Origin of the sequence: Streptomyces sp. NPDC088762 (assembly GCF_044750905.1) — a bacterium.
Lineage (GTDB): Bacteria > Actinomycetota > Actinomycetes > Streptomycetales > Streptomycetaceae > Streptomyces.
Map to the genome: position 1 here is coordinate 909,890 of NZ_JBIVKT010000001.1, position 22,100 is coordinate 931,989.

The 22,100-nt window shown below is 71.5% G+C and carries 17 protein-coding genes, 1 tRNA gene and 1 pseudogene; 11 read left to right on the top strand and 8 right to left on the bottom strand.

The features are described from left to right. Positions 1 to 2: 2 nt before the first annotated feature. From bldG to ACIP5M_RS04255, 11 genes are all read left to right on the top strand, one after another. Positions 3 to 344 (top strand): anti-sigma factor antagonist BldG, encoded by a 342-nt coding sequence (gene bldG, locus ACIP5M_RS04205; RefSeq protein ID WP_008743037.1) that lies wholly within the window; start codon positions 3 to 5, stop codon positions 342 to 344. 101 nt (positions 345 to 445) lie between these two features. Further along, positions 446 to 886: an ATP-binding protein gene (locus ACIP5M_RS04210; protein ID WP_401191566.1), complete on the top strand. Its 441-nt coding sequence runs from the start codon at positions 446 to 448 to the stop codon at positions 884 to 886. A gap of 267 nt (positions 887 to 1,153) precedes the next feature. Further along, entirely contained in the window at positions 1,154 to 3,556 is a 2,403-nt protein-coding gene (locus tag ACIP5M_RS04215; RefSeq protein WP_401191568.1) for a sodium-translocating pyrophosphatase, read from the top strand. Positions 3,557 to 3,719: 163 nt separating this feature from the next. Further along, on the top strand, positions 3,720 to 4,286 hold the full coding sequence (locus ACIP5M_RS04220; RefSeq protein ID WP_401191570.1) for a small secreted protein: 567 nt from the start codon (positions 3,720 to 3,722) through the stop codon (positions 4,284 to 4,286). 232 nt (positions 4,287 to 4,518) lie between these two features. Continuing rightward, positions 4,519 to 6,027, top strand: coding sequence for a methyltransferase (locus ACIP5M_RS04225; protein ID WP_401191571.1), 1,509 nt, complete (start codon positions 4,519 to 4,521; stop codon positions 6,025 to 6,027). Between the two features lie 113 nt (positions 6,028 to 6,140). After that, positions 6,141 to 6,338, top strand: a complete 198-nt coding sequence (locus tag ACIP5M_RS04230) for a hypothetical protein (RefSeq protein ID WP_401191574.1) — start codon at positions 6,141 to 6,143, stop codon at positions 6,336 to 6,338. Between the two features lie 311 nt (positions 6,339 to 6,649). Further along, positions 6,650 to 9,484 carry a type I DNA topoisomerase gene (topA, locus tag ACIP5M_RS04235; RefSeq protein WP_401191577.1) on the top strand — a complete coding sequence of 945 codons (2,835 nt, stop codon included), beginning with the start codon at positions 6,650 to 6,652 and terminating at the stop codon, positions 9,482 to 9,484. A gap of 354 nt (positions 9,485 to 9,838) precedes the next feature. After that, positions 9,839 to 13,048, top strand: coding sequence for a dTMP kinase (tmk, locus tag ACIP5M_RS04240; protein ID WP_401191579.1), 3,210 nt, complete (start codon positions 9,839 to 9,841; stop codon positions 13,046 to 13,048). Positions 13,049 to 13,140: 92 nt separating this feature from the next. Next, entirely contained in the window at positions 13,141 to 14,352 is a 1,212-nt protein-coding gene (locus ACIP5M_RS04245; RefSeq protein WP_401191582.1) for a DNA polymerase III subunit delta', read from the top strand. Positions 14,353 to 14,514: 162 nt separating this feature from the next. Continuing rightward, the gene (locus tag ACIP5M_RS04250; protein WP_401191585.1) at positions 14,515 to 16,086 is read left to right on the top strand and encodes an alpha/beta hydrolase; all 1,572 of its coding nucleotides are present in this window, start codon (positions 14,515 to 14,517) and stop codon (positions 16,084 to 16,086) included. Positions 16,087 to 16,202: 116 nt separating this feature from the next. Further along, positions 16,203 to 16,276 (top strand) — tRNA-Thr (locus ACIP5M_RS04255). A 317-nt stretch (positions 16,277 to 16,593) separates the two neighbouring features. Here the strand turns inward: ACIP5M_RS04255 and ACIP5M_RS04260 are convergent. The 8 genes and pseudogenes from ACIP5M_RS04260 to ACIP5M_RS04295 form a co-directional block, all read right to left on the bottom strand. Further along, positions 16,594 to 16,758 carry a hypothetical protein gene (locus ACIP5M_RS04260; protein ID WP_401191586.1) on the bottom strand — a complete coding sequence of 55 codons (165 nt, stop codon included), beginning with the start codon at positions 16,756 to 16,758 and terminating at the stop codon, positions 16,594 to 16,596. Between the two features lie 44 nt (positions 16,759 to 16,802). Continuing rightward, a pseudogene (locus tag ACIP5M_RS04265) lies at positions 16,803 to 17,044 on the bottom strand (integrase); the annotation flags it as partial. 71 nt (positions 17,045 to 17,115) lie between these two features. Continuing rightward, positions 17,116 to 17,346 (bottom strand): hypothetical protein, encoded by a 231-nt coding sequence (locus ACIP5M_RS04270; protein WP_401191589.1) that lies wholly within the window; start codon positions 17,344 to 17,346, stop codon positions 17,116 to 17,118. A 7-nt stretch (positions 17,347 to 17,353) separates the two neighbouring features. Beyond that, a complete protein-coding gene (locus ACIP5M_RS04275) occupies positions 17,354 to 17,674 on the bottom strand; it encodes a hypothetical protein (RefSeq protein ID WP_401191591.1) in 321 nt (106 codons plus the stop codon). Between the two features lie 564 nt (positions 17,675 to 18,238). Further along, the gene (locus ACIP5M_RS04280; protein ID WP_401191592.1) at positions 18,239 to 19,144 is read right to left on the bottom strand and encodes a DMT family transporter; all 906 of its coding nucleotides are present in this window, start codon (positions 19,142 to 19,144) and stop codon (positions 18,239 to 18,241) included. Further along, positions 19,141 to 20,073, bottom strand: coding sequence for a RimK family alpha-L-glutamate ligase (locus ACIP5M_RS04285; RefSeq protein ID WP_401191595.1), 933 nt, complete (start codon positions 20,071 to 20,073; stop codon positions 19,141 to 19,143). The genes ACIP5M_RS04280 and ACIP5M_RS04285 overlap by 4 nt, the downstream gene beginning before the upstream one ends. Positions 20,074 to 20,130: 57 nt before the next feature. Next, the gene (locus ACIP5M_RS04290; protein ID WP_401191597.1) at positions 20,131 to 20,877 is read right to left on the bottom strand and encodes an SDR family oxidoreductase; all 747 of its coding nucleotides are present in this window, start codon (positions 20,875 to 20,877) and stop codon (positions 20,131 to 20,133) included. A gap of 78 nt (positions 20,878 to 20,955) precedes the next feature. Beyond that, the gene (locus ACIP5M_RS04295; protein WP_401191599.1) at positions 20,956 to 22,071 is read right to left on the bottom strand and encodes a homoserine O-acetyltransferase; all 1,116 of its coding nucleotides are present in this window, start codon (positions 22,069 to 22,071) and stop codon (positions 20,956 to 20,958) included. Between the last annotated feature and the right edge of the window lie 29 nt (positions 22,072 to 22,100).

Genomic DNA, 22,100 nt, shown 5'->3' on the forward strand with positions numbered 1-22,100 from the left:
CCGTGGACCTGTCCCTGTCGACTCGCACTGTCGGCGACCGTACGGTCGTGGAGGTCGGTGGCGAGATTGATGTGTATACCGCGCCCAAGCTGCGCGAGCAGTTGGTCGAGTTGGTGAACGACGGCAGCTACCACCTGGTTGTCGACATGGAGCGAGTGGACTTCCTCGACTCCACCGGACTTGGTGTGCTCGTGGGAGGCCTCAAGCGCGTCCGCGCGCACGAGGGTTCGCTGCGTCTGGTCTGCAATCAGGAGCGCATCCTGAAGATCTTCCGCATCACCGGTCTGACCAAGGTGTTCCCGATCCACACCACTGTGGAAGATGCCGTCAACGCCACCGACTGACGGCTCCCTGAAGCAGGGAGCCGACGAGGAGAGCGGGGGCACCGGGCCGCGGTTGGCCCGGGCCCCTGTCAAGGCACGCCCGTAGTCCGAGGGGGACGCGCATGGCCACCGTTGAACTGCGCTTCAGCGCCCAGCCCGAACACGTCCGGACGGCCCGCCTGGTCGCGGCCGCCGTGGCGCGCCGGGCGGGGGTGGAGGAAGCCGTCCTCGACGAGGTCCGCCTCGCCGTGGGCGAGGCCTGTTCGCGCGCCGTCGGGCTCCACCGCAGCAACGGGCTGACCGCGCCGGTCCGGGTCGTGCTGATCGAGGAGGAGAAGCAGTTCTCCATCGAGGTCGGCGACGAGGTTCCCGGACCGGGCGGCGGCCCGGGTGATGCCGTGTCCGGCATCGACGCCGTCCTGGACCCGGACACCGAGGGCGAGGACGAGATGGGCCTCGCCGTGATCAGCGGGCTCGTCGACGACGTCGAGGTGACCAGTGGGGAATCGGGCGGGACCATCCGGATGAGCTGGCCCGTGTCGGGCGCTCCCGAGCTGCCGTAGATCCACCGCGTCCGCATTACGTCGTATCTTCCGATCTTTATCAAGGCCCTGCTGAGCAGGGCCTTTTTCATGCCTGAACGCATTTCCTAGATCATTGATGTGCCGTCAATGCCTTTGAACCATTAGCACTTTCGGGGGTAATGGAGTGACGCGATCTATTGCTGAGGAGCAAGAGCACGCCAATTGCGTTTCCTGCCCACTGTTTTGATCGCAGCGCGCTCCCTACAATCCGTCCACATCTTGAGCTCATCACGTCAAGGAGGACGAATGACGGGGCTCTTCACCCCTATCGCGCCGGATGCCACCACTGATCTGGCAGCCGCAGTACTCACCGATGACAATCGCCTTATCGTGATCGTCATCGCGGCCGTGGCACTGGCCGCCCTCGTCGTCGCGCAGATCCTGGTCCGCCAGGTCCTCTCCGCCGACGAGGGAACCGACAGCATGAAGAAGATCGCCGCAGCCGTCCAGGAAGGCGCCAACGCCTACCTCGGCCGGCAGCTGCGCACCCTCGGCGTCTTCGCCGTCGTGGTCTTCTTCCTGCTCTTCCTGCTCCCCGCCGACAGCTGGTCGCAGCGGGCGGGACGTTCCGCGTTCTTCCTCGTGGGCGCCCTCTTCTCGGCGGCCACCGGCTACATCGGCATGCGCCTCGCGGTCCGCGCCAACGTCCGCGTCGCCGCCGCCGCACGCGAGGCCACCCCCGCCGAGGGCGAGCCCGCCAGGGACCTGACCGAGGTCGCCCACAAGGCGATGAGGATCGCCTTCCGCACGGGCGGCGTGGTCGGCATGTTCACCGTCGGCCTCGGCCTGCTCGGCGCCTCTTGCGTCGTCCTGGTCTACGCCGCCGACGCCCCCAAGGTCCTGGAGGGCTTCGGTCTCGGCGCCGCCCTGATCGCGATGTTCATGCGCGTGGGCGGCGGCATCTTCACCAAGGCCGCCGACGTCGGCGCCGACCTGGTCGGCAAGGTCGAGCAGGGCATTCCGGAGGACGACCCGCGCAATGCCGCGACCATCGCCGACAACGTGGGCGACAACGTCGGAGACTGCGCCGGAATGGCGGCCGACCTCTTCGAGTCGTACGCCGTCACCCTGGTGGCCGCGCTCATCCTCGGCAAGGCCGCCTTCGGCGACCTGGGCCTCGCCTTCCCGCTGATCGTGCCCGCCATCGGCGTCATCACCGCGATGATCGGCATCTTCGCGGTCTCCCCGCGCCGCAGCGACCGCAGCGGCATGACCGCCATCAACCGCGGCTTCTTCATCTCCGCCGTGATCTCCCTGGTGCTGGTCGCGATCGCGGTCTACGCCTACCTGCCGGCCACCTACAAGGAGCTCGTCGGCGTCGAGAACGCCGCGATCACCAACCACACCGGCGACCCGCGCATCCTGGCCGTCGTCGCCGTCGCGATCGGCATCGTGCTCGCGGCGCTGATCCAGCAGCTGACCGGCTACTTCACCGAGACCAACCGCCGTCCCGTCCGGGACATCGGCAAGTCCTCCCTGACCGGCGCGGCCACCGTCGTCCTCGCCGGCATCTCCGTCGGTCTGGAGTCCGCCGTCTACACGGCGCTGCTCATCGGCCTCGGCGTCTACGGGGCGTTCCTGCTCGGCGGCACCTCGATCATGCTCGCGCTCTTCGCGGTCGCCCTGGCCGGCACCGGCCTGCTCACCACCGTCGGCGTCATCGTCGCCATGGACACCTTCGGGCCCGTCTCCGACAACGCCCAGGGCATCGCCGAGATGTCCGGCGACGTCGAGGGCGCCGGTGCGCAGGTCCTGACCGACCTGGACGCCGTGGGCAACACCACCAAGGCCATCACCAAGGGCATCGCCATCGCCACGGCCGTGCTGGCCGCGGCCGCGCTCTTCGGCTCGTACAACGACGCGATCGCCACCGCGGTCAAGGAAGTCGGCGCGAAGGCCGGGGAGATGAACCTCAGCCTGGACATCGCCCAGCCCAACAACCTCGTCGGGCTGATCCTGGGCGCGGCCGTCGTGTTCCTGTTCTCCGGCCTCGCCATCAACGCGGTGTCCCGCTCCGCGGGCTCGGTGGTCTACGAGGTGCGCCGCCAGTTCCGCGAGCACCCCGGGATCATGGACTACTCCGAGAAGCCCGAGTACGGCCGCGTCGTGGACATCTGCACCAAGGACGCGCTGCGCGAGCTCGCCACGCCCGGCCTGCTCGCCGTCCTCACGCCGATCGCCGTGGGCTTCTCCCTGGGAGTCGGCGCGCTCGGGTCCTTCCTGGCGGGCGCCATCGGCACCGGCACCCTGATGGCGGTCTTCCTGGCCAACTCCGGTGGCGCCTGGGACAACGCGAAGAAGCTCGTCGAGGACGGCCACCACGGCGGCAAGGGCAGCGAGGCCCACGCCGCGGTCGTCATCGGCGACACGGTCGGCGACCCGTTCAAGGACACCGCCGGTCCTGCGATCAACCCGCTGCTCAAGGTCATGAACCTCGTGGCACTGCTGATCGCCCCCGCCGTCGTGCAGTTCAGCTTCGGCGAGGACACCAGCGCGACCGTACGGGCGATCGTGGCGGCCTTGGCGATCGCCGTCATCGTCGGCGCGGTGTACGTCTCCAAGCGCCGCGGCATCGCGGTCGGCGAGGAGGGCGAGGGCGGAACCGCCGAGCGGGTGGGCCAGCCGGCCGACCCCGCGACGGTCTCCTGACCCCAGGCACGGCAGCAGTACGGGGCAGGGCCGGGCAGAGCCGGCCGTAGGCCCGAACGGCGGACAGGCGGCGCGGACTGACGCGTCGTCTGTCCGCCTTTGTGCGTGGCCGGATGGCAGCCGTGTATCTTCCGGGCCGAGAGCCTTCGAAGGGACCAATCCGGTGAACAAGAAGCTTGCGGCCGCGTTGTCGGGCGGTGCGGTACTGATGCTCGTGCTGTCCGGTTGCGGTGGCGACGACAGCGACAAGAAGGCCAACGACTGGGCCAAGAAGGTCTGCGACCAGTGGCAGCCCGAGCTCAGGAAGATCGAGGCGGCCAACGCCGACATCAAGCGCGTGGCGACGGAGAGCAGCAAGCCCGAAGAGGTCCAGAAGACCGACTCGGCGGCCTTCGGGACGATGTCCGAGTCGTACAAATCGATGGGGACGGCGCTGCAGAGCGCGGGAGTGCCGCCCGTCAAGAACGGCCAGACCACCCTGGAGGCTTCGGTCAAGGGCTTCCAGGACACCTCCAAGGGCTACGCCGACCTGAAGACCAAGATGGACGGCCTGGACCCCAAGGACCAGACGAAGTTCGCCGAGGGCCTGAAGGAAGTGGCGGGCGGACTGGAGGCCGCGACGAAGGGCGGCAAGGACGCGCTCGCCGAGCTCAACGCGGGCGGTCTGGACAAGGCGATGAACAGCCAGAAGGGCTGCCAGGTCGCGGCGCCTTCGCCGACGCCCAAGTAGCCGGCCGACTCGCCGCCGAAGCAGTCACCCGAACTGCCGGCCGACTCACCGAAGCAGTCACCCGAGCAGCGGGCCGAGTCGCCGCCGGGGCGTTGCGCCATCAGGGCGGCCGGGGTCCCGGGAGGGGCCGCGGCCGCCCTGTCGCGGTTCGGGCCCCCGCTCGGAGCCGGCCGCCCCGCGCGGCCGGGCCCGGCTGATCGGCAAGAGGCGCCGCAGCGGACACAATGGTCGGGTGAGTACCACCAGCCTTCCCTCGTCCGACCACGCCGCCGAGCTGCGCGCCGCGTTCCTCGCCACCGGCTTCACCGCCGACGGGATGCTCGAACTGCTCGGCGCCCCCGCCTACGCCGCACTGGCCCGTAGCGAGACGGTCCCGGCCCTGCGCGCCACGCGTGGCGACGGCCCGCTCGCCTGCCTGGTCCGGCTGTTCCTGCTCCAGCAGCCCGTACCGCACGTGCACGCCGCGGCCGCGCTGCCCGTCGACGTGGCGCTGGCCGACGGCTGGCTGCGGCGCGAGGGCGACGAGGTGCACGCCACCGTCGACGTACGTCCCTACGGCGGTCCCGACGGCGAGGACTGGTTCATCGTCTCCGACCTCGGCTGCTCCGTCGGCGGGGCCGGGGGGATCGGCAGCCGCGAGGAAGGCGTGGTCCTCGGAGTCGGTGGCGCCTCCACCACGCTGGCCGGAATCACCGTGCGCATCCCGGTCGGCTCGGCCCTCGACGTCGGCACCGGATCGGGCATCCAGGCGCTGCACGCCGCCCAGCACGCCACCCGGGTCACGGCCACCGACGTCAACCCCCGGGCCCTGGAGTTCACCCGTCTGACGCTGGCGCTGTCCGGCGCCCCGGAGGCCGAGCTGCTCGCCGGGTCGCTCTTCGAGCCGGTCGGCGAGGCGACGTACGACCTGATCGTGTCGAACCCGCCCTTCGTGATCTCCCCCGGGGCCCGGCTGACCTACCGGGACGGCGGGATGGGTGGCGACGACCTGTGCCGCAGCCTGGTGCAGCAGGCCGGCGCGCGGCTGAATCCGGGCGGGTACGCGCAGTTCCTCGGCAACTGGCAGCACGTGGAGGGCGAGGACTGGCAGGACCGGCTGCGCTCCTGGGTGCCGCGCGGCTGCGACGCGTGGATCGTGCAGCGTGACGTACAGGACGTGACGCAGTACGCGGAGCTGTGGCTGCGTGACGCGGGGGACCACCGCGCCGATCCGGACGAGTACGCGCGGCGCTACGAGGACTGGCTGGACGAGTTCGAGGCGCGCAAGACCAAGTCGGTCGGCTTCGGCTGGATCACCCTGCGCCGGTCGGACGCGGCCGAGCCCTCGATCGTGATCGAGGAGTGGCCGCACTCGGTGGAGCAGCCGCTGGGCGAGACCGTCCTGGCCCACTTCGCCCGCCAGGACTACCTGCGGGAACACGATGACGCGGCGCTGCTGGAGGGGTACTTCGCCCTCACCGCGGAAGTGGTCCAGGAGCAGGTCGGCGCGCCCGGCGCGGAGGACCCGGAGCACGTGGTGCTCCGGCAGAACCGCGGCATGCGGCGCGCGACCAAGGTCGACACGGTCGGGGCGGGCTTCGCCGGAGTGTGTGACGGCTCACTGACCGCCGGCCGGATCCTGGACGCGATCGCGCAGCTGGTGCAGGAGGACCCCGTCCTGCTGCGGGACCGGACGCCCGACGCCATCCGGATGCTGGTCGAGCAGGGCTTCCTGGAGCCCGTGGCGGGCCCCCGGCACTAGCCGGAACCGGAATGTAACCCGGGGTTCGCTCTTCGTTTCCCCTGGGCTGTCAGGGTCATGCACCACGGGATCCGGGGGGATCCCGAGAGCGGCCCAGGGGTAAGGGGAGCGGCGTGGAAGACGGGCCGGGGATCTTCGCGGCGACCGTGTTTCTGCTGTTCGGGGCCGCTCTGCTGACCTGGACGGGGGCGCGCGTCCTGCACCGCGCGCCGGTGGCGGAGGGCGTGCGCGCCGCCGTGGCCGTGCCCCTGGCCCTGCTCGCCGGCGCGGGGTCGGCGGCCCTCGGCGCGTGGTGCCTCGCGCGGCTCTGACGCAGGGCCGCGACGGGGGTGCGTCCGGTGGGAAAGCCCACGTGGAGGGGACCGCGGGAGCGGCGCCGAACGGTCCCGAAGGGGGACGCGGGACCGGGTGCGGAGGCGGGGCCAGACGGCCCTCCGGACACTCGGCCCGGTGATCGCCAAGGGTCCGGCGCGGCATCCGGGCGGCAGAAACGGCACTTGTCGGGTTACCGTTCGAGTGGCCGTTGCGGGCTTGTGCCGTTTGACACGGGGGCGGGTTGTACCGTCACACTCCGCAGCGTCGCCGTACCGCGACCGAGTGCCGACCGGAGAGAAGAGCCAAGTTGTCCCCGACTAGCGAGACCGCAAAGGGCGGCCGCCGACTCGTCATCGTCGAGTCCCCTGCCAAGGCGAAGACGATCAAGGGCTACCTCGGCCCGGGATACGTCGTCGAGGCGAGCGTCGGGCACATCCGCGACCTCCCGAACGGGGCCGCCGAGGTTCCCGACAAGTACACAGGCGAGGTCCGCCGTCTCGGCGTGGACGTCGAGCACGACTTCCAGCCGATCTACGTCGTGAATGCCGACAAGAAGGCACAGGTCCGCAAGCTCAAGGAGCTGCTGGCCGAGTCCGACGAACTCTTCCTCGCCACCGATGAGGACCGCGAGGGCGAAGCCATCGCGTGGCATCTGCAGGAAGTCCTCAAGCCCAAGGTCCCCGTCCACCGGATGGTCTTCCACGAGATCACCAAGGACGCGATCCGCGACGCCGTCGCCAACCCGCGCGAGCTGAACCAGCGCATGGTCGACGCACAGGAGACCCGCCGCATCCTCGACCGCCTCTACGGCTACGAGGTCTCGCCGGTCCTGTGGAAGAAGGTCATGCCGCGCCTGTCGGCCGGCCGTGTCCAGTCCGTGGCCACCCGCCTCGTCGTCGAGCGGGAGCGCGAGCGCATCGCCTTCCGCTCCGCCGAGTACTGGGACCTGACCGGAACCTTCTCCACCGGCCGGGCCGGGGACCCGTCGGACCCGTCGTCGCTGGTCGCCCGCCTGAACACGGTCGACGGCAAGCGCATCGCGCAGGGCCGCGACTTCGGCGCGAACGGGCAGCTCAAGAGCGAGGTGCTGCACCTCGACGAGGCGAACGCGCGGGCGCTGGCCGCCGCGCTGGCGCAGACCTCGTTCGCCGTCCGCTCGGTCGAGTCCAAGCCGTATCGCCGCTCCCCGTACGCCCCGTTCCGTACGACGACGCTCCAGCAGGAGGCCTCGCGCAAGCTCGGCTTCGGTGCGAAGGCGACCATGCAGGTCGCGCAGAAGCTGTACGAGAACGGCTTCATCACCTACATGCGTACGGACTCCACGACGCTGTCCGACACGGCCGTGGCGGCCGCGCGGGCGCAGGTCACGCAGCTCTACGGGGCCGACTACCTGCCGGAGAAGCCGCGTGTCTACGCCGGCAAGGTCAAGAACGCGCAGGAGGCGCACGAGGCGATCCGGCCTTCGGGTGATCGTTTCCGCACTCCGGCCGAGACCGGTCTGACCGGCGACCAGTTCCGCCTGTACGAGCTCATCTGGAAGCGGACCGTCGCCTCCCAGATGAAGGACGCGGTCGGCAACTCGGTCACCGTCAAGATCGGCGGCCGGGCGTCGGACGGCCGGGACGCCGAGTTCACGGCCTCCGGCAAGACGATCACCTTCCACGGCTTCATGAAGGCGTACGTCGAGGGCGCGGACGACCCGAACGCCGAGCTCGACGACCGCGAGAAGCGCCTCCCGCAGGTCGCGGAAGGCGACGCGCTCGCCGCCGAGGAGATCACCGCAGACGGCCACTCCACCAAGCCGCCGGCCCGCTACACCGAGGCCTCGCTGGTCAAGGAGCTGGAGGAGCGGGAGATCGGCCGCCCGTCGACGTACGCGTCGATCATCGGCACGATCCTCGACCGCGGCTACGTGTTCAAGAAGGGCACGGCGCTCGTTCCGTCCTTCCTCTCCTTCGCCGTGGTCAACCTGCTGGAGACGCACTTCGGGCGCCTCGTGGACTACGACTTCACGGCGAAGATGGAGGACGACCTCGACCGCATCGCGCGGGGCGAGGCCCAGTCCGTGCCGTGGCTGAAGCGCTTCTACTTCGGCTCGGAGGACGCGACCGAGGTCGTGCCGGCCGACGGTGACGCGCTCGGCGGCCTGAAGGAGCTGGTCACGGACCTGGGCGCGATCGACGCCCGGGAGATCTCCTCCTTCCCGGTCGGCGAGGGCATCGTGCTGCGGGTCGGCCGCTACGGGCCGTACGTGGAGCGGGGCGAGAAGGACGCGGAGGGCCACCAGCGGGCCGACGTACCGGACGACATGGCTCCGGACGAGCTGACGGTCGAGTACGCGGAGGAGCTGTTCGCGAAGCCGAGCGGCGAGTTCGCGCTCGGCAAGGACCCGGTCAGCGGGAACGAGATCGTCGCCAAGGACGGCCGCTACGGGCCGTACGTGACGGAGATCCTGCCCGAGGGCACGCCCAAGACGGGCAAGAACGCGGTCAAGCCGCGGACCGCCTCGCTGTTCAAGTCGATGAGCCTGGACACGGTGACGCTGGACGACGCCCTGCGCCTGATGTCGCTGCCGCGCGTCGTGGGCACGGACGCGGAGGGCGTGGAGATCACCGCCCAGAACGGCCGCTACGGCCCGTACCTGAAGAAGGGCACGGACTCGCGGTCGCTGGAGACGGAGGAGCAGCTCTTCTCGATCACGCTGGACGAGGCGCTCGCGATCTACGCGCAGCCGAAGCAGCGGGGCCGGGCGGCGGCCAAGCCGCCGCTGAAGGAGCTGGGGACCGACCCGGTGAGCGAGAAGCCGGTGGTCGTGAAGGACGGGCGCTTCGGTCCGTACGTGACGGACGGCGAGACGAACGCGACGCTGCGGCGGGACGACGACGTCGAGACGATCACGCCGGAGCGGGGCTACGAGCTGCTCGCGGAGAAGCGGGCGAAGGGCCCGGCGAAGAAGACGGCGAAGAAGGCCACTGCCAAGAAGGCCCCGGCGAAGAAGACGACCGCAGCCGCGAAGAAGACGACGGCGGCGGCCAAGAAGACGACGGCGAAGAAGGCCGTGGCGAAGAAGGCCCCGGCCAAGAAGGCCGTGGCGAAGAAGGCCCCGGCCAAGAAGGCGGCCGCGGCCCCGACGGAGGACTGACCTCCGTCCGCCTCCTGACCACGGGCCCCTGTGCACGCACCGGCACGGGGGCCCGCGTCGTTCCAGCCGAGCTCGTCCGGCGGCTCCGCCGCGCGGGGCTCTGCCCCGGACCCCGCTCCTCAAACGCCGGAGGGGCTGGATGGGGGCTCCTGCCGTCGGCAACTTCAGCCTCGCCGGCGTTTGAGGCGCGGGGTCCGGGGCAGAGCCCCGGGGGCCCGGCGCAGCCGGTGCCCGTCCACCGGACCGCCGTCGGCCGGGGTCCCGGGCCGGAGCCCGGGGAGATGGGGGCGGGGTCACACCGGACCTTGTCCACAGGCCTCCGCAGCGGCCAAGCGCAGCGGATAGGCTGGGCGGATGACGCGAGCCGAGCAGCCAACGGTCGTGACCGCCCCGGCGAACCCCACCTACGACGAAGCCCTAGCCGCGGATTCCCGCGAGCGAGCGGTGCGCGCACTGCTGCGCACCCCCAGGCTGCGCCGGCTGTGGAGCGCCCAGCTGGTGAGCGGCATCGGCGATGCCCTCGCGCTGCTGGTGCTGGTGCTGCTGGCCCTTCAGGCCGCGGTCTCGGACGGCGCCTTCGGCGGCGGCTACCGGGGTGCGGCCCTCGCGGTCGCCGCCGTGTTCGGGGTCCGGATCCTCGCCACCCTCCTCTTCGGCGCGGTCCTGCTGGGCCCGCTGGCCGCGCTCGTCGGCCCCGGCGGCACGCTGGACCGCCGCTGGACGATGATCGGCGCCGACGGGATCCGCCTCGGGCTCTTCGTCGTCGCGCCGCTGTGGCTCGACTGGATTCCGGCCCACGCGCTCACCGTCCTGCTGGCCACCGTCTTCGTCGCCGGCGCCGCCGAGCGGATGTGGACCCTGGCCAAGGAGAGCGCCGCTCCCGCCCTGCTGCCCGCGCCGCCGCCGGAGGGGGCGACCGTACGGCCGCTGCCGGATCACCTCGACGCCCTGCGCCGGCTGACCCTGCGTACGGCGTTCGCGGCGATCCCGGTCGCCGCGGCCGTGCTGCTCGCCGCCACCCTGATCGGGCGGGCCCTCGGCCTCGGCGTGGACTGGTTCGCCGAGAACCAGGCCGCCCTCGGCTCGTACGTGGCCTCCGGCCTCTTCGCGGCGTCGGTCTCCCTGCTGCTCCCGCTCGTCCTGCCCGGGACGAAGACCCCGCGTCCCCGTTCCCCGCTGGAGGGCCTGCGCGCCCCCAAGGCGGGCGACCGGCCGGACAAGGGCCGTACGGGCGCGATCCCGCTGCTGGTCCTGGCCTGCGCCGCGGTCGCCGGAGCGGTGTCCTGCGCCGTTGCCGTGTCCGTACTGCAGGCCTTCGACCTGGGCGGCGGACCGGCCGCCTTCGCCCTGGCCGTCCTCGCCCTCGTCGGCGGCACCGCCCTCGGCATCCGCGCCACGCAGGCCGGCAAGGTGCTGCCCGCGCTGTCCCGGCGCCGCCTGCTCGCCCTCGCCATAGCGGTGGCCGGGCTGGCGCTGCTGCTGACCGGGCTGGTTCCGGACACGGCGACCGTGCTCTTCCTGTCGCTGCTCGCCGGCGCCGCCGCGGGCGTCGCGGCCAACACCGGCCACACCCTGCTGGACCAGGAGACCGAGGAGTTCCGCCGGGCCCGGGTCACCGAGCACCTGCAGGCGGTCGTACGGGTGGCCGTGGCCCTCGGGGCGGTCGCCGCTCCGGCACTGGCCGCGCTCATCGGCCCGCACCGGCTCGGCGGCGGCGAGATCGTCCTTGCGCACGGCGGCGCGGCCTTCACCCTGATGCTGGTCGGCGCCCTGCTGCTGCCCGTCGCCGTCGTGGTCCTCACCAAGGCCGACGACCGCAGCGGCGTACCCCTGCGGCGCGACCTGCGCGAGGCGCTGCGCGGCGGGGAGCCGGTGCAGGCGCCGTCCGCCACCGGGTTCTTCATCGCCCTGGAGGGCGGCGACGGAGCCGGGAAGTCCACCCAGGTGGAGGCCCTGGCCGAGTGGATACGGGGCAAGGGCCACGAGGTCGTCGTGACCCGCGAGCCGGGAGCCACCCCGGTCGGCAAGCGGCTCCGCTCGATCCTGCTCGACGTCTCCTCGGCCGGGCTGTCGAACCGCGCCGAGGCGCTGCTGTACGCCGCCGACCGGGCGGAACACGTGGACACGGTCGTGCGTCCCGCCCTCGAGCGCGGCGCGGTGGTCATCTCCGACCGCTACATCGACTCCTCGGTGGCCTACCAGGGCGCCGGCCGCGACCTCTCCCCGACCGAGATCGCCCGGATCTCGCGCTGGGCCACCGACGGGCTCGTCCCGAACCTGACCGTGCTGCTCGACGTATCGCCGGAGGCGGCGCGCGAGCGGTTCACGGAGGCTCCGGACCGGCTGGAGTCGGAGCCGGCGGAGTTCCACCAGAGGGTGCGGTCCGGATTCCTGACGCTGGCCGCGTCCGACCCGGGGCGCTACCTGGTGGTCGACGCGGGACAGGACCCGGATTCCGTGACCACCGTCGTACGCCACCGCCTGGACCGGATGCTCCCGCTCTCGGAGGCCGAGGTGGCCGCCCAGGCGGAGGCCCGGCGCCTCGCCGAGGAGGAGGCCCGGCGCAAGGCCGAGGAAGAGGCCGCCCGCAAGGCGGAAGAGGCGCGGCTGCGCGCCGAGGAAGAGGCCCGCCGGGCCCGCGAGGCCGAAGAGGCGCGCATCAAGGCAGAGGCGGAGGCCGCCCGCAAGGCGGCGGAGGAGCGGCAGCGCGCCGAGGAGGAGGCCCGGGCCCGGGCCGAGGCCGAGCGGCTGCGGGTGGAGGCCGAGGAGAAGGCGCGGGCCGCCGAGCTTGAGCGGCTGCGCAAGCAGGCCGAGGAGGAGGCCCGGCTGCGGGCCGAGGCCGAGGAGCGGCGGCTGGAGAAGCAGCGGCGGGCGGAGGAGGCCCTGCTGAAGGCCGAGGAGGCGCGCCGGGCGGCGGCGGCCGCGGCGGCCGAGCAGGCGGCGAGGGCTGCGGCCGCGACTGCCGCGTCGGCCGCCCAGCCTGCGCCGGCACCGGAACCCGAATCCGCACCGGCCCCCAAGGTCGCCATGAGGAAGGCCCCGGAGGCGGACGACGCCGTGACGGTCGAGACCCCGGCGCCCAAGCGGGTCCTGCGGCCGGACGACGTCACGCAGACCGTCCCGGTGCCGAAGGCCGACCCGGCGCAGGAGACCTCCGCCGCGGAGACGTCGGTGCTGCCACCGGTCCGCTCGACCGACGAGACGGCCGTGCTGCCCCCCGTCCGCCCGGCTGACGAGACGGCCGTGCTGCCTCCCGTACGACCGGCCGCGCCGTCCGGGGGGACCGGGCCCGCTCGTTCCGCCTCGCGGCCCACCGCCCGGCGTCCTGAGGAGAACCCGGCCGACCGGGTGCCGCCGGACATCTTCCGGGAGTCGGGCAACGACCGGACGCGTGAGCTCCCGGTCGTCGGCGACGACGGCCGCCCGCGCCGGCCGCGACCGGACTGGGCGGAGGAGACCCCGCTGGACGATCTGCCGACGCTGGCGGACGAACTGCTGGGCCGCCACGACGAGCACGACGAGGGCGACGAGGACGGCGGCCGGGGCACGCGCCGCCGCCGCTGACCCCGGCGGGGGCGGGGCCCGGGCCGGCCGGTCCGGATTGTCAGTGGCGCCCGCCACAATGGGTGTACGGAGAGTGAAAGGTGGTGGGCGGGATGCCCGTATGGGACGACCTGGTGGGACAGGAGCGCGTCCAGACGCAGCTGGCCGCCGCCGCCCGTGATGCCGACGCCCTGGTCACGGCCGTCTCGGACGGGACCCCACCGCCCGCCGCGTCCAAGATGACCCACGCCTGGCTCTTCACCGGACCGCCCGGCTCCGGACGGTCCACCGCCGCCCGGGCCTTCGCGGCCGCCCTGCAGTGCACCAGCCCCGACCGCGCCCTCGGCGCCGAGCCCGGCTGCGGCTTCTGCGACGGCTGCCACACCACCCTGGTCGGCACGCACGCCGATGTGGAGATCGTCCGGACGGACCTGCTGTCCATCGGCGTGAAGGAGACCCGCGACCTGGTCCGCCGGGCGCAGCTCTCCCCGGCCGTCGGCCGCTGGCAGGTCATCGTCCTGGAGGACGCGGACCGGCTCACCGAGGGCGCGGGCAACGTGCTCCTCAAGGCCGTGGAGGAGCCCGCCCCCCGGACGGTGTGGCTACTGTGCGCGCCCTCCCTGGAGGACGTGCTGCCGACGATCCGCTCCCGCTGCCGGCACCTGACGCTGCGGACCCCGCCCGTCGAGGCCGTCGCCGAGGTGCTCGTGCGGCGTGACGGCATCGAGCCCGCCGTCGCCGCGGTCGCCGCCCGCGCGACCCAGGGGCACATCGGCCGGGCCCGCCGGCTCGCCACCGACGAGGCCGCCCGCTCCCGACGGGCCACCGTGCTGAAGCTACCGCTCCGCATCGACGACGTCGGCGGCTGCCTGAAGGCCGCGCAGGAGCTGGTCGACGCGGCCGCCGAGGACGCCAAGCAGGTCGCGGAGGAGGTCGACACCAAGGAGACCGAGGAGCTGCGGGCCGCGCTCGGCGCCGCGGCGGGGACCGGCGGCCGGATGCCACGCGGCACGGCGGGCGTGATGAAGGAGCTGGAGGACCGGCAGAAGCGCCGCCGCACCCGCACCCAGCGCGACAGCCTCGACCTGGCGCTGACCGACCTCACCGGCTTCTACCGCGATGTGCTGGCCCTCCAGCTCGGCTCGTCCGTGGCCATCGCCAACGAGGAGATACGGCCGGACCTGGACCGGATCGCGCGGGCCTCGGGCCCCGAGCGGACCCTGCGCCGGATCGAGGCGATCATCGCCTGCCGGGACGCCCTCGACCGCAATGTGGCCCCCCTCCTCGCGGTCGAGGCGATGACGATGTCGCTGCGCGCGGGCTGAGCGGCAACGCCCGGTTGACCGGCTCACCCGTACGGGCGGACCGGCCGCCGGGGTCGGCACGGGCCCGGCCCGTGCCCCGCCCGGCACGGGTCCCGAACCCGGGGCGGCCGCCCGGTGCAGGTCCGCCCGCTGGCCCTCGCCGGCAGGACGTAGGCTCCGAGGATGGACACCAGGAGCCTGCTGCGTACCACCGGGACCGTGATCGCCGCCGCCGGGCTGCTGCTCTCCGGATGCACCTCGGGCGGATCGGCGGAACCGCGGGCCGCCGCCTCGTCCGGTACGCCCTCGGCACAGCCGTCCCCGGACCAGGCCGCGCTGCGCCCGTACTACGAGCAGAAGCTGAGCTGGCGCGACTGCGGTGTCCCCGGATTCCAGTGCTCCACCATGAAGGCCCCGCTGGACTACGCGAACCCCGGCTCCGGCCAGGACGTCGACATCGCGGTGGCCCGCCGCCCGGCCACCGGCCCGGGCAAGCGGCTCGGCTCGCTGGTGGTCAACCCGGGCGGCCCGGGCGGCTCCGGCATCGGATACCTCCAGGCGTACGCGGGCATCGGCTACCCCGCGCCCGTGCGCGCCCGGTACGACATGGTCTCCTTTGACCCGCGCGGGGTGGACCGCAGCAGCCCCGTCGAGTGCCTGACCGGCCCGGCGATGGACAAGTACACGCAGGTGGACCAGACACCGGACGACGCGGCCGAGCAGGCCCGCCTGGTGACCGCGTTCAAGGAGTTCGCCGCGGGCTGCCAGGAGCGCTCGCAGCGGGTCCTGTCCCACGTCTCCACCGTCGAGGCCGCCCGGGACATGGACCTGCTGCGCGGGGTGCTCGGCGACAAGAAACTCACGTACGTCGGGGCCTCCTACGGCACCTTCCTGGGAGCGATGTACGCGGACCTCTTCCCGGACCGGGTCGGCCGGCTGGTCCTGGACGGCGCGATGGACCCCTCCCGCTCGGCGCTCGACCTGAACCGGGACCAGACCGCGGGCTTCGAGACGGCCTTCACCTCCTTCGCGAAGGACTGCGCGAAGCAGTCCGACTGCCCGCTCGGCAAGGGCGGCCCGGAGGCGGTGGGGGCGCGCCTGAAGGAGTTCTTCCGCAAGGTCGACGCCCAGCCCCTGCCGACGGGTGACCGGGACCGCCCGCTGGGCGAGGCCCTCGCGACGACCGGGGTGATCGCCGCGCTGTACGACGAGAGCGCATGGCCGCAGCTGCGCGAGGCGCTCACCGAGGCCATGCAGGGTGACGGGGCGCCCCTGCTGGCCCTCGCCGACAGCTATTACGAGCGCGAGCCGGACGGCAAGTACGCCAACCTGATGTACGCGAACGCGGCCGTCAACTGCCTGGACCAGCCGCCGGCCTTCAGCGGCCCGGAGGCGGTGCGGGCCGCCCTGCCCTCCTTCGAGAAGGCCTCTCCGGTCTTCGGCGCGGGCCTGGCGTGGGCCTCGCTGAACTGCACGTACTGGCCGGTGAAGGCGACGGGCACGGCGAAGCCGCTGACCGCGAAGGGCGCCCCGCCGATCGTGGTGGTCGGCACGACCCGCGATCCCGCGACCCCGTACCAGTGGGCGCAGGCCCTGGCGGACCAGCTCGAGTCGGGCACCCTCCTGACGTACGAGGGCGACGGCCACACGGCCTACGGCCGCGGCAGCGACTGCATCGACACGGCGATCAACCGCTACCTGCTGGAGGGCAAGGCCCCGGAACCCGGCAAGAAATGCGGCCCGGCAGCCGGCTAGCCCCCCGGCAGACCCCCGATTCCCACCGTGGTCCGGGGCACTCTCCGCACCCTGTAGACTTAGCGCCGCTGCTGATGAGCACTCCCTTCCGAGGGAACACTTGTCTGACCAGCGGTGCCGCCTTAGCTCAGTTGGCCAGAGCAACGCACTCGTAATGCGTAGGTCTCGGGTTCGAATCCCGAAGGCGGCTCTGTGGAAGCCCCAGGACTCACTCGCCGTGACCTGGGGCTTTTGCTTTTCGCTGGATCTTGCTACGGCGCCGTCCTCGCGCCGCACGGGTGCTCGGTCTCAGTTCTGGTCTCAGACGCGGCCCCGTGCGGCCGCGGGGTTGAGTAGGGCTGCCAGTGCCAGCAGTGCCCGAACCGGGCCGCCTTGTGTCGGCCGACATGAGTGTGATGCAAACAGACCGTGGGGCCCCGGACCTCAATTCCGGGGGTCCCACTCAGCGACGGCGTCGGTTTGTTTGACCGACCGTGTCAGTTTTGACGCATCTTGGCGGCCAGCGTCTCAGCTGCCCCCTCCCAGGCGTCCCGCCCGGTGAGAGCCTTTTCCTTCGCCGTCATTGCCGTCGCCGTCGTACTTGGTCGGTTCGACGAGGGTGCCGTGGAACGTACTCCCCGCCCGGGTGAAGTCGATGGAGGTACCGGCCTTCATCGCCTCGGTGATGGTCACCCCGGTGCCATTGGTGACCTCGCCCACCGCTGTGGCAAGTGCGTTGGGATGATGTCGTTGCGGGTCTTCGACCAGTAGTCGTCCAGGGACCGCGGCTTGAGCTTCAAGCTCCGATCGTGGGCAGGTACGTGTCCATCCACTCCGCGACGGTCGGCTTTCGCCCGGCCTTCGTGGCCCGGCCTTCGTCACGCAGTTTCTCCAGCTCGCGGAGCTTCTTGGTGACCTCCGTCTCGGTCTTGGCTCGGCGGTGCCGGCGATCACGGCCGCCGTCCGGCTTCATGCCCATCGTGACTCAACGACGATCTTGGTGAGGGTCCGTTAGGCCGAGGTGAGGGCGGCGCGCTGGGTTCGTGAGCCCTACCGCAGAGCGGCGTGTTTCTTCGTGATGTGGGACTGCCACGCCCAGCGGGCGAGGCCGCCGACGGAGAGGGACACGATGATGGCGCCCCAGTCGATCACATGGGGGAGGCCGGGGAAGAAAGCGAAGAAGGCCAAGGAGGCTGCGGCACCGACAAGGAAGGCGGCGACGCCGGCGCGACGGCGTTTGGCTGCCCAGATGCGGTCTTCGGGGGTGGGCTGGGTGGTCATGTGCTGCTCACTTCGTGATGTGGTGGCACTGGCTGACCCGGCGGACGCCGTTGATGTTGAGGTGGGCGCATGCTTTGCCGTAGCGAGGGAGTGTCTGGGGTGCGTTGTCCCGCATGGGGTTGATCTTGCACTCGGTGTGGGTCTTGCCGCGTGAGGTCTTGTAGTCCTTGTTGTTGGTGTCGGCGTAAGTGAAGTCGATGCGCCAATTGCAGAAGCCGGCATTGAGGGCGCCGACGAAACCGCAGTCGACGCCGGCGTTCTGGTAGGTGATCTTCTTGCCGTCGCCGCGGATGACGTGGGTGAACATGCAGCCTGTGGGGACCTTCATGGTGACTCCTCCGACCTGGTAGTCGAAGGTGGCCACGGGGGTTGAGCCGATGGCGCCGGCGTGTGCTTGTGCCGGGGTTAAGAATGCGAGTGCGGTAGCTGCGGCGATGGCAGTCGTGACGCGGAGCGCGAGGTGGCCGGCCATGTGGCGCCTTTCCGAAGGAGTGTCCTTGCGGAGAAGGAACTCCTTTGACGGGGCTTTCGGCTCTCCTGCGGCGCCTGATCCACTACGAAGAGTGATCAGTCGATTTGTAGCTGACTGGCCTGTTCGAGCTACTCGGGCAGGGTCTGCTGCGTGAGCCGACTGGATGCCGAGTGATGACGGGTGCTACGTGGGGTTTCGGGCGATAGGTCTCTCAACTGGGGAAACGGGTTCGGTGGCACGACCGCACCAATCGAGATGATCTTGTCGAGACTGGTAATGCGTAGGTCTCGGGTTCGAATCCCGAAGGCGGCTCTGTGGAAGCCCCAGGACTCACTCGCCGTGACCTGGGGCTTTTGCTTGTCCTGGCGGGGCGGGGGAGGAGGGTGGCGGCTGCCGCCGGGTTCGTCCCCCGCCGGGGTTTCAGGATGTCCTGGCTCGCTGGGTGACCACGATGCAGGTGAGCACGATGGCGGCGGTGAGCGGGACGGCGGCGGTGAGGTGCTCGCCGAGCAGGAGCACCGCCCACACCAGCGTCAGCAGCGGCTGTGCCAGCTGGAGCTGGCTCGCCCTCGCCACGCCGATGAGGCCCATGCCCTTGTACCAGACGACGAATCCGCCGAACTGCGAGATACCGGCGATGTAGGCCATGCCGAGCAGGGCCTTCGCGGTGAAGTGGACGGGCTCGTGCGGGAGCGCCCACAGGGTCACGGCGAGGTTGACGGGGGCGGCGAGTACCACGCCCCAGGCGATGACGCGCCAGCCCGGCATGCCCGCCGCGGAGAGCCGTCCGCCGAAGGCGTAGCCCGCCGCGCAGACGAGCAGGGCGCCGAAGAGGAAGAGGTCCGCGACGGTCGGACGGCCGTGGCTCTGCGCCAGGGTGAACACGAGGACGGCCGCCGCGCCGACGCCGGCCGCGGCCCAGAAGACCTTCGAAGGACTGCGCCGGGTCAGGACGGCGGAGAACACGGCCGTGGCCATCGGCAGGACCCCGATCACGACCGCCGAGTTCGCGGTGGACGAGGTCTGCAGGGCGAGCGTGGTGAGCAGCGGGAAGCCGACCGCGCAGCCGCCGGCGACGACGGCCAGTGCGGGCCAGTCCCCGCGGGCCGGCAGCGGTGCCCGGGTGATGAGGAGCGCGACGACGGCGATGACGGCGGCCAGGACGCCGCGCACTCCGATGGCGCTCCACGGCCCGAACCCGTCGAGCGCCCACACCGTTCCCGGGAAGCTGAAGGAGAAGCTGACCACGCCGAGCGCGGCGTAGAGGGTGCCGCTGGAGACCGCCGGTGCGGTGAGGGGGGCGAGGGAACCCTGTTGCGCGGTCATGACCGTCCGTTCTTTCGCGTTCGGGAGATTTCTTCCAGCCGTGCGGAGATGACCTGCGCGAAGCGCGTGGCGGAGGCTTCCGAGAACGGCATGCTAAGCGACGGTTCGCAGAGCTCCAGTTCGAGGACCAGGGGCTGTCCGTCGGCGTCGCGGATGAGGTCGACGCGGCTGTAGAGGAGGGGTTCTTGCAGCTCGAGGTGGGCGGCCGCGGCGTCCAGCGCGGCCACGGCGACGGCGCGTTCGTCCTCGGCGGCGTCCCGCACCGTACGGGCGTCCTGCGTCGGCTCGTCGACCGTGCCGTCCGGCAGGAGCAGCGCGCGCTTGCGGATGGCGTGGCTGTAGACCCCGCCGAAGAGGATGAGGTCGGTCTCGCCGTACGTGTCGATCGAGTCCATGTAGGGCTGCAGGATGACATGGTTGCCCTGGTCGAGCAGCTGGGCCACGTACGCGGCGGCCTCGGTCTGCGCGGACCGGGCGAAGCGCTGCACGTCCTTGGAGTAGGCGCCCACGGTCGGCTTGACCACGATCTCCCGGGCCGTGGCATGCCGGTCGAGGAACGTGCGCAGGGCCTGCGCCGCATCCGTGCCGGGGGCCACGAAGCCGCTCGGTACGACCGGTACGCCGGCTTCGGCCAGATCGGCCAGGTAGCGCTTGTCGAGGTTCCACCGCACCACCGGGAGCGGGTTGAAGAGGTACGTCACGTCGGTGACGTACTCGCACCATTCCAGGAAGTCCTTGAGGCTCTCGACGTAGCTCCACGGGGAGCGCAGGAGGACGGCGTCGAAGCGGTCCCATTCGATGTCCGGGTCTCGCCAGGAACAGATTTCGGCCCTGATGCCGATGGCCTGGCAGGCCTCGAGCAGCAACGGCATGTCGTAGTCGATGACGAGGCTGGTCTCATCGGTGACCAAGGCCAGATGGTTGCCCATCGGGTGACTCCAATACGGGAAGGACGGCAAGGGGGAAGAACTGCCGTTCGGGGGCGGCTACCAGGGGATGGTCTGGCCGCTGTGGGTGTAGGTGCCGGTCGGGCCGTCGGCGTCGAGCAGGGCCATCGCGACGCTCGTCCTGGCTCCGTCCGTGACGTGCAGATCGCCCGCGCCGTCGTTCATTGCGGTCTTGGTGTAGCCCGGGTGCACGGCATTCACCTTGATCGGGGTGTCGCGCAGTTCGTAGGCCAGGTGGACCGTCCAGGAGTTCACGGCGCTCTTGGACGCGCTGTAGGCCGGAAGGGACTTGAACATGGGGCTGTACGCGTAGGAGTCCGGGTCGCTGTGCGTGGTCAGCGAGCCGAGCAGGCTGGAGACGTTGACGATGCGTCCGGCCGGGGACCCGGCGAGCAGCGGGAGGAAGGCCGTGGTCACCTCCACGACGCCGAACAGGTTGGTGTCGAAGGTCTCGCGCCACTGCCGGATCGGCTGCTCGGAGGGCTGTTTGCCGTACTCCTCGATGCGGATGGCCGCGTTGTTGACCAGGATGTCGAGGCGGCCGTGGACGCTGCCGACCTCGGACGCCGCGGCCCGGATGCTCTCCGGGTCCGTGACGTCGAGTACGAGGGCGTCGGCGGCGAGGCCGTCGGCGCGCAGCGTGTCCGCGGCTTCGGTGACCGCTTCGCGGTCGCGGCCCGCGAGGAGCACCCGGATGCCGGCGGCGGCCAGCTGCCGCGCGGTTTCGAAGCCGATGCCCCGGTTGGCGCCGGTGACGAGGGCGAGTCTGGAGGAGGGGTCGGGCATTGCGGTGCTCCAAGGGAGGGGGAGGGGGGACCGGACTGCGGCCGGGGTGCGGCTGGGGGTGTCTCCGTGAGACACCCGCTAGAGCGTGGTCAGGAACTTCGCCACGGGGGTTCCGAAACGAGCGGTGTCGATCAGGAAGGCGTCGTGTCCCTCGGGCGAATCCATCGCCAGGAACGCGACGTCCGTGCCGCCGGCGGCAAGACCGTCGGCGATCTGCTGCTGCTGCCGCAGCGGGAAGAGGATGTCGGTTTCCACGCCGATGACCAGGGCCTTCTCCAGCCGAATACGGGAGAGGGCCTCGTCGGTGGTGGCGCCGCAGGACTCGCCGAGGTCGAACCGGTCCATGCAGCGGCTGAGGCAGAGATAGCTGTTGGGGTCGAAGCGACGCGCGAAGCGCCGGGCGTGCCGCTCCAGATAGCTCTCCACCTGGAACTCGTGGTCGCAGGAGCCGTCGTGCGCGAGGTCCTCCGGCGCGATGCGCGCACGGCCGAACCGGCTGTCCCACTCCTGGGCCGACCGGTAGGTCATCATGCCGAGCTTGCGCGCGGTGAACATGCCGCGCTGCGGGTAGTTCCCGTCGTCGTACCGGCCCTGGTTCCAGTGCGGGTCGCACCGGATCGCCTCGCGCTGCAGGGAGCGGATCGCTATCGAGAACGGCAGTGCGCGCGCCGCGCCGCAGATGTTGATGTGGCCGCGGGCCAGTCCGGGATGGCGGGCCAGCAGGGACAGCGAGCTCATGCCCCCCATGGACGTGCCGATCACGCACGCCAGCCGGTCGACGCCCAGCGCGCGCACCGTGTGGGCCGCGGCGTCGGCGATGTCCTCCATCGACAGGTCGGGGAAGTCCGGACCGTAGGGCTCGCCGGTGCCGGGGTCGATCGAGGCCGGTCCGGTCGATCCCTTGCAACTGCCCAGTGAGTTCAGGCAGATCACGTACCAGCGATCGGTGTCGACGGGCTTTCCGGGGCCCACCATCGCCTCCCACCAGCCGGCGGCGGTGTCCTCCGGGTGGGAGGCCGCGTGCGCGTCGGGCGAGAGGCCGGTGAGGATCAGGATCGCGTTGTCGCGTTCCGGAGCCAGCCGTCCGACGGTCTCGTACGCGATGCGCGCGCCGGTCAGGGTTCCGCCCTCTCGCAGGGCGAATGCTGCGGGGAAGTCGACGAAACGGGCCGCGGGGGGGATGAATTCCCTCATGTGTCTGGTTCCTGCCAGGTGTTGGTGTG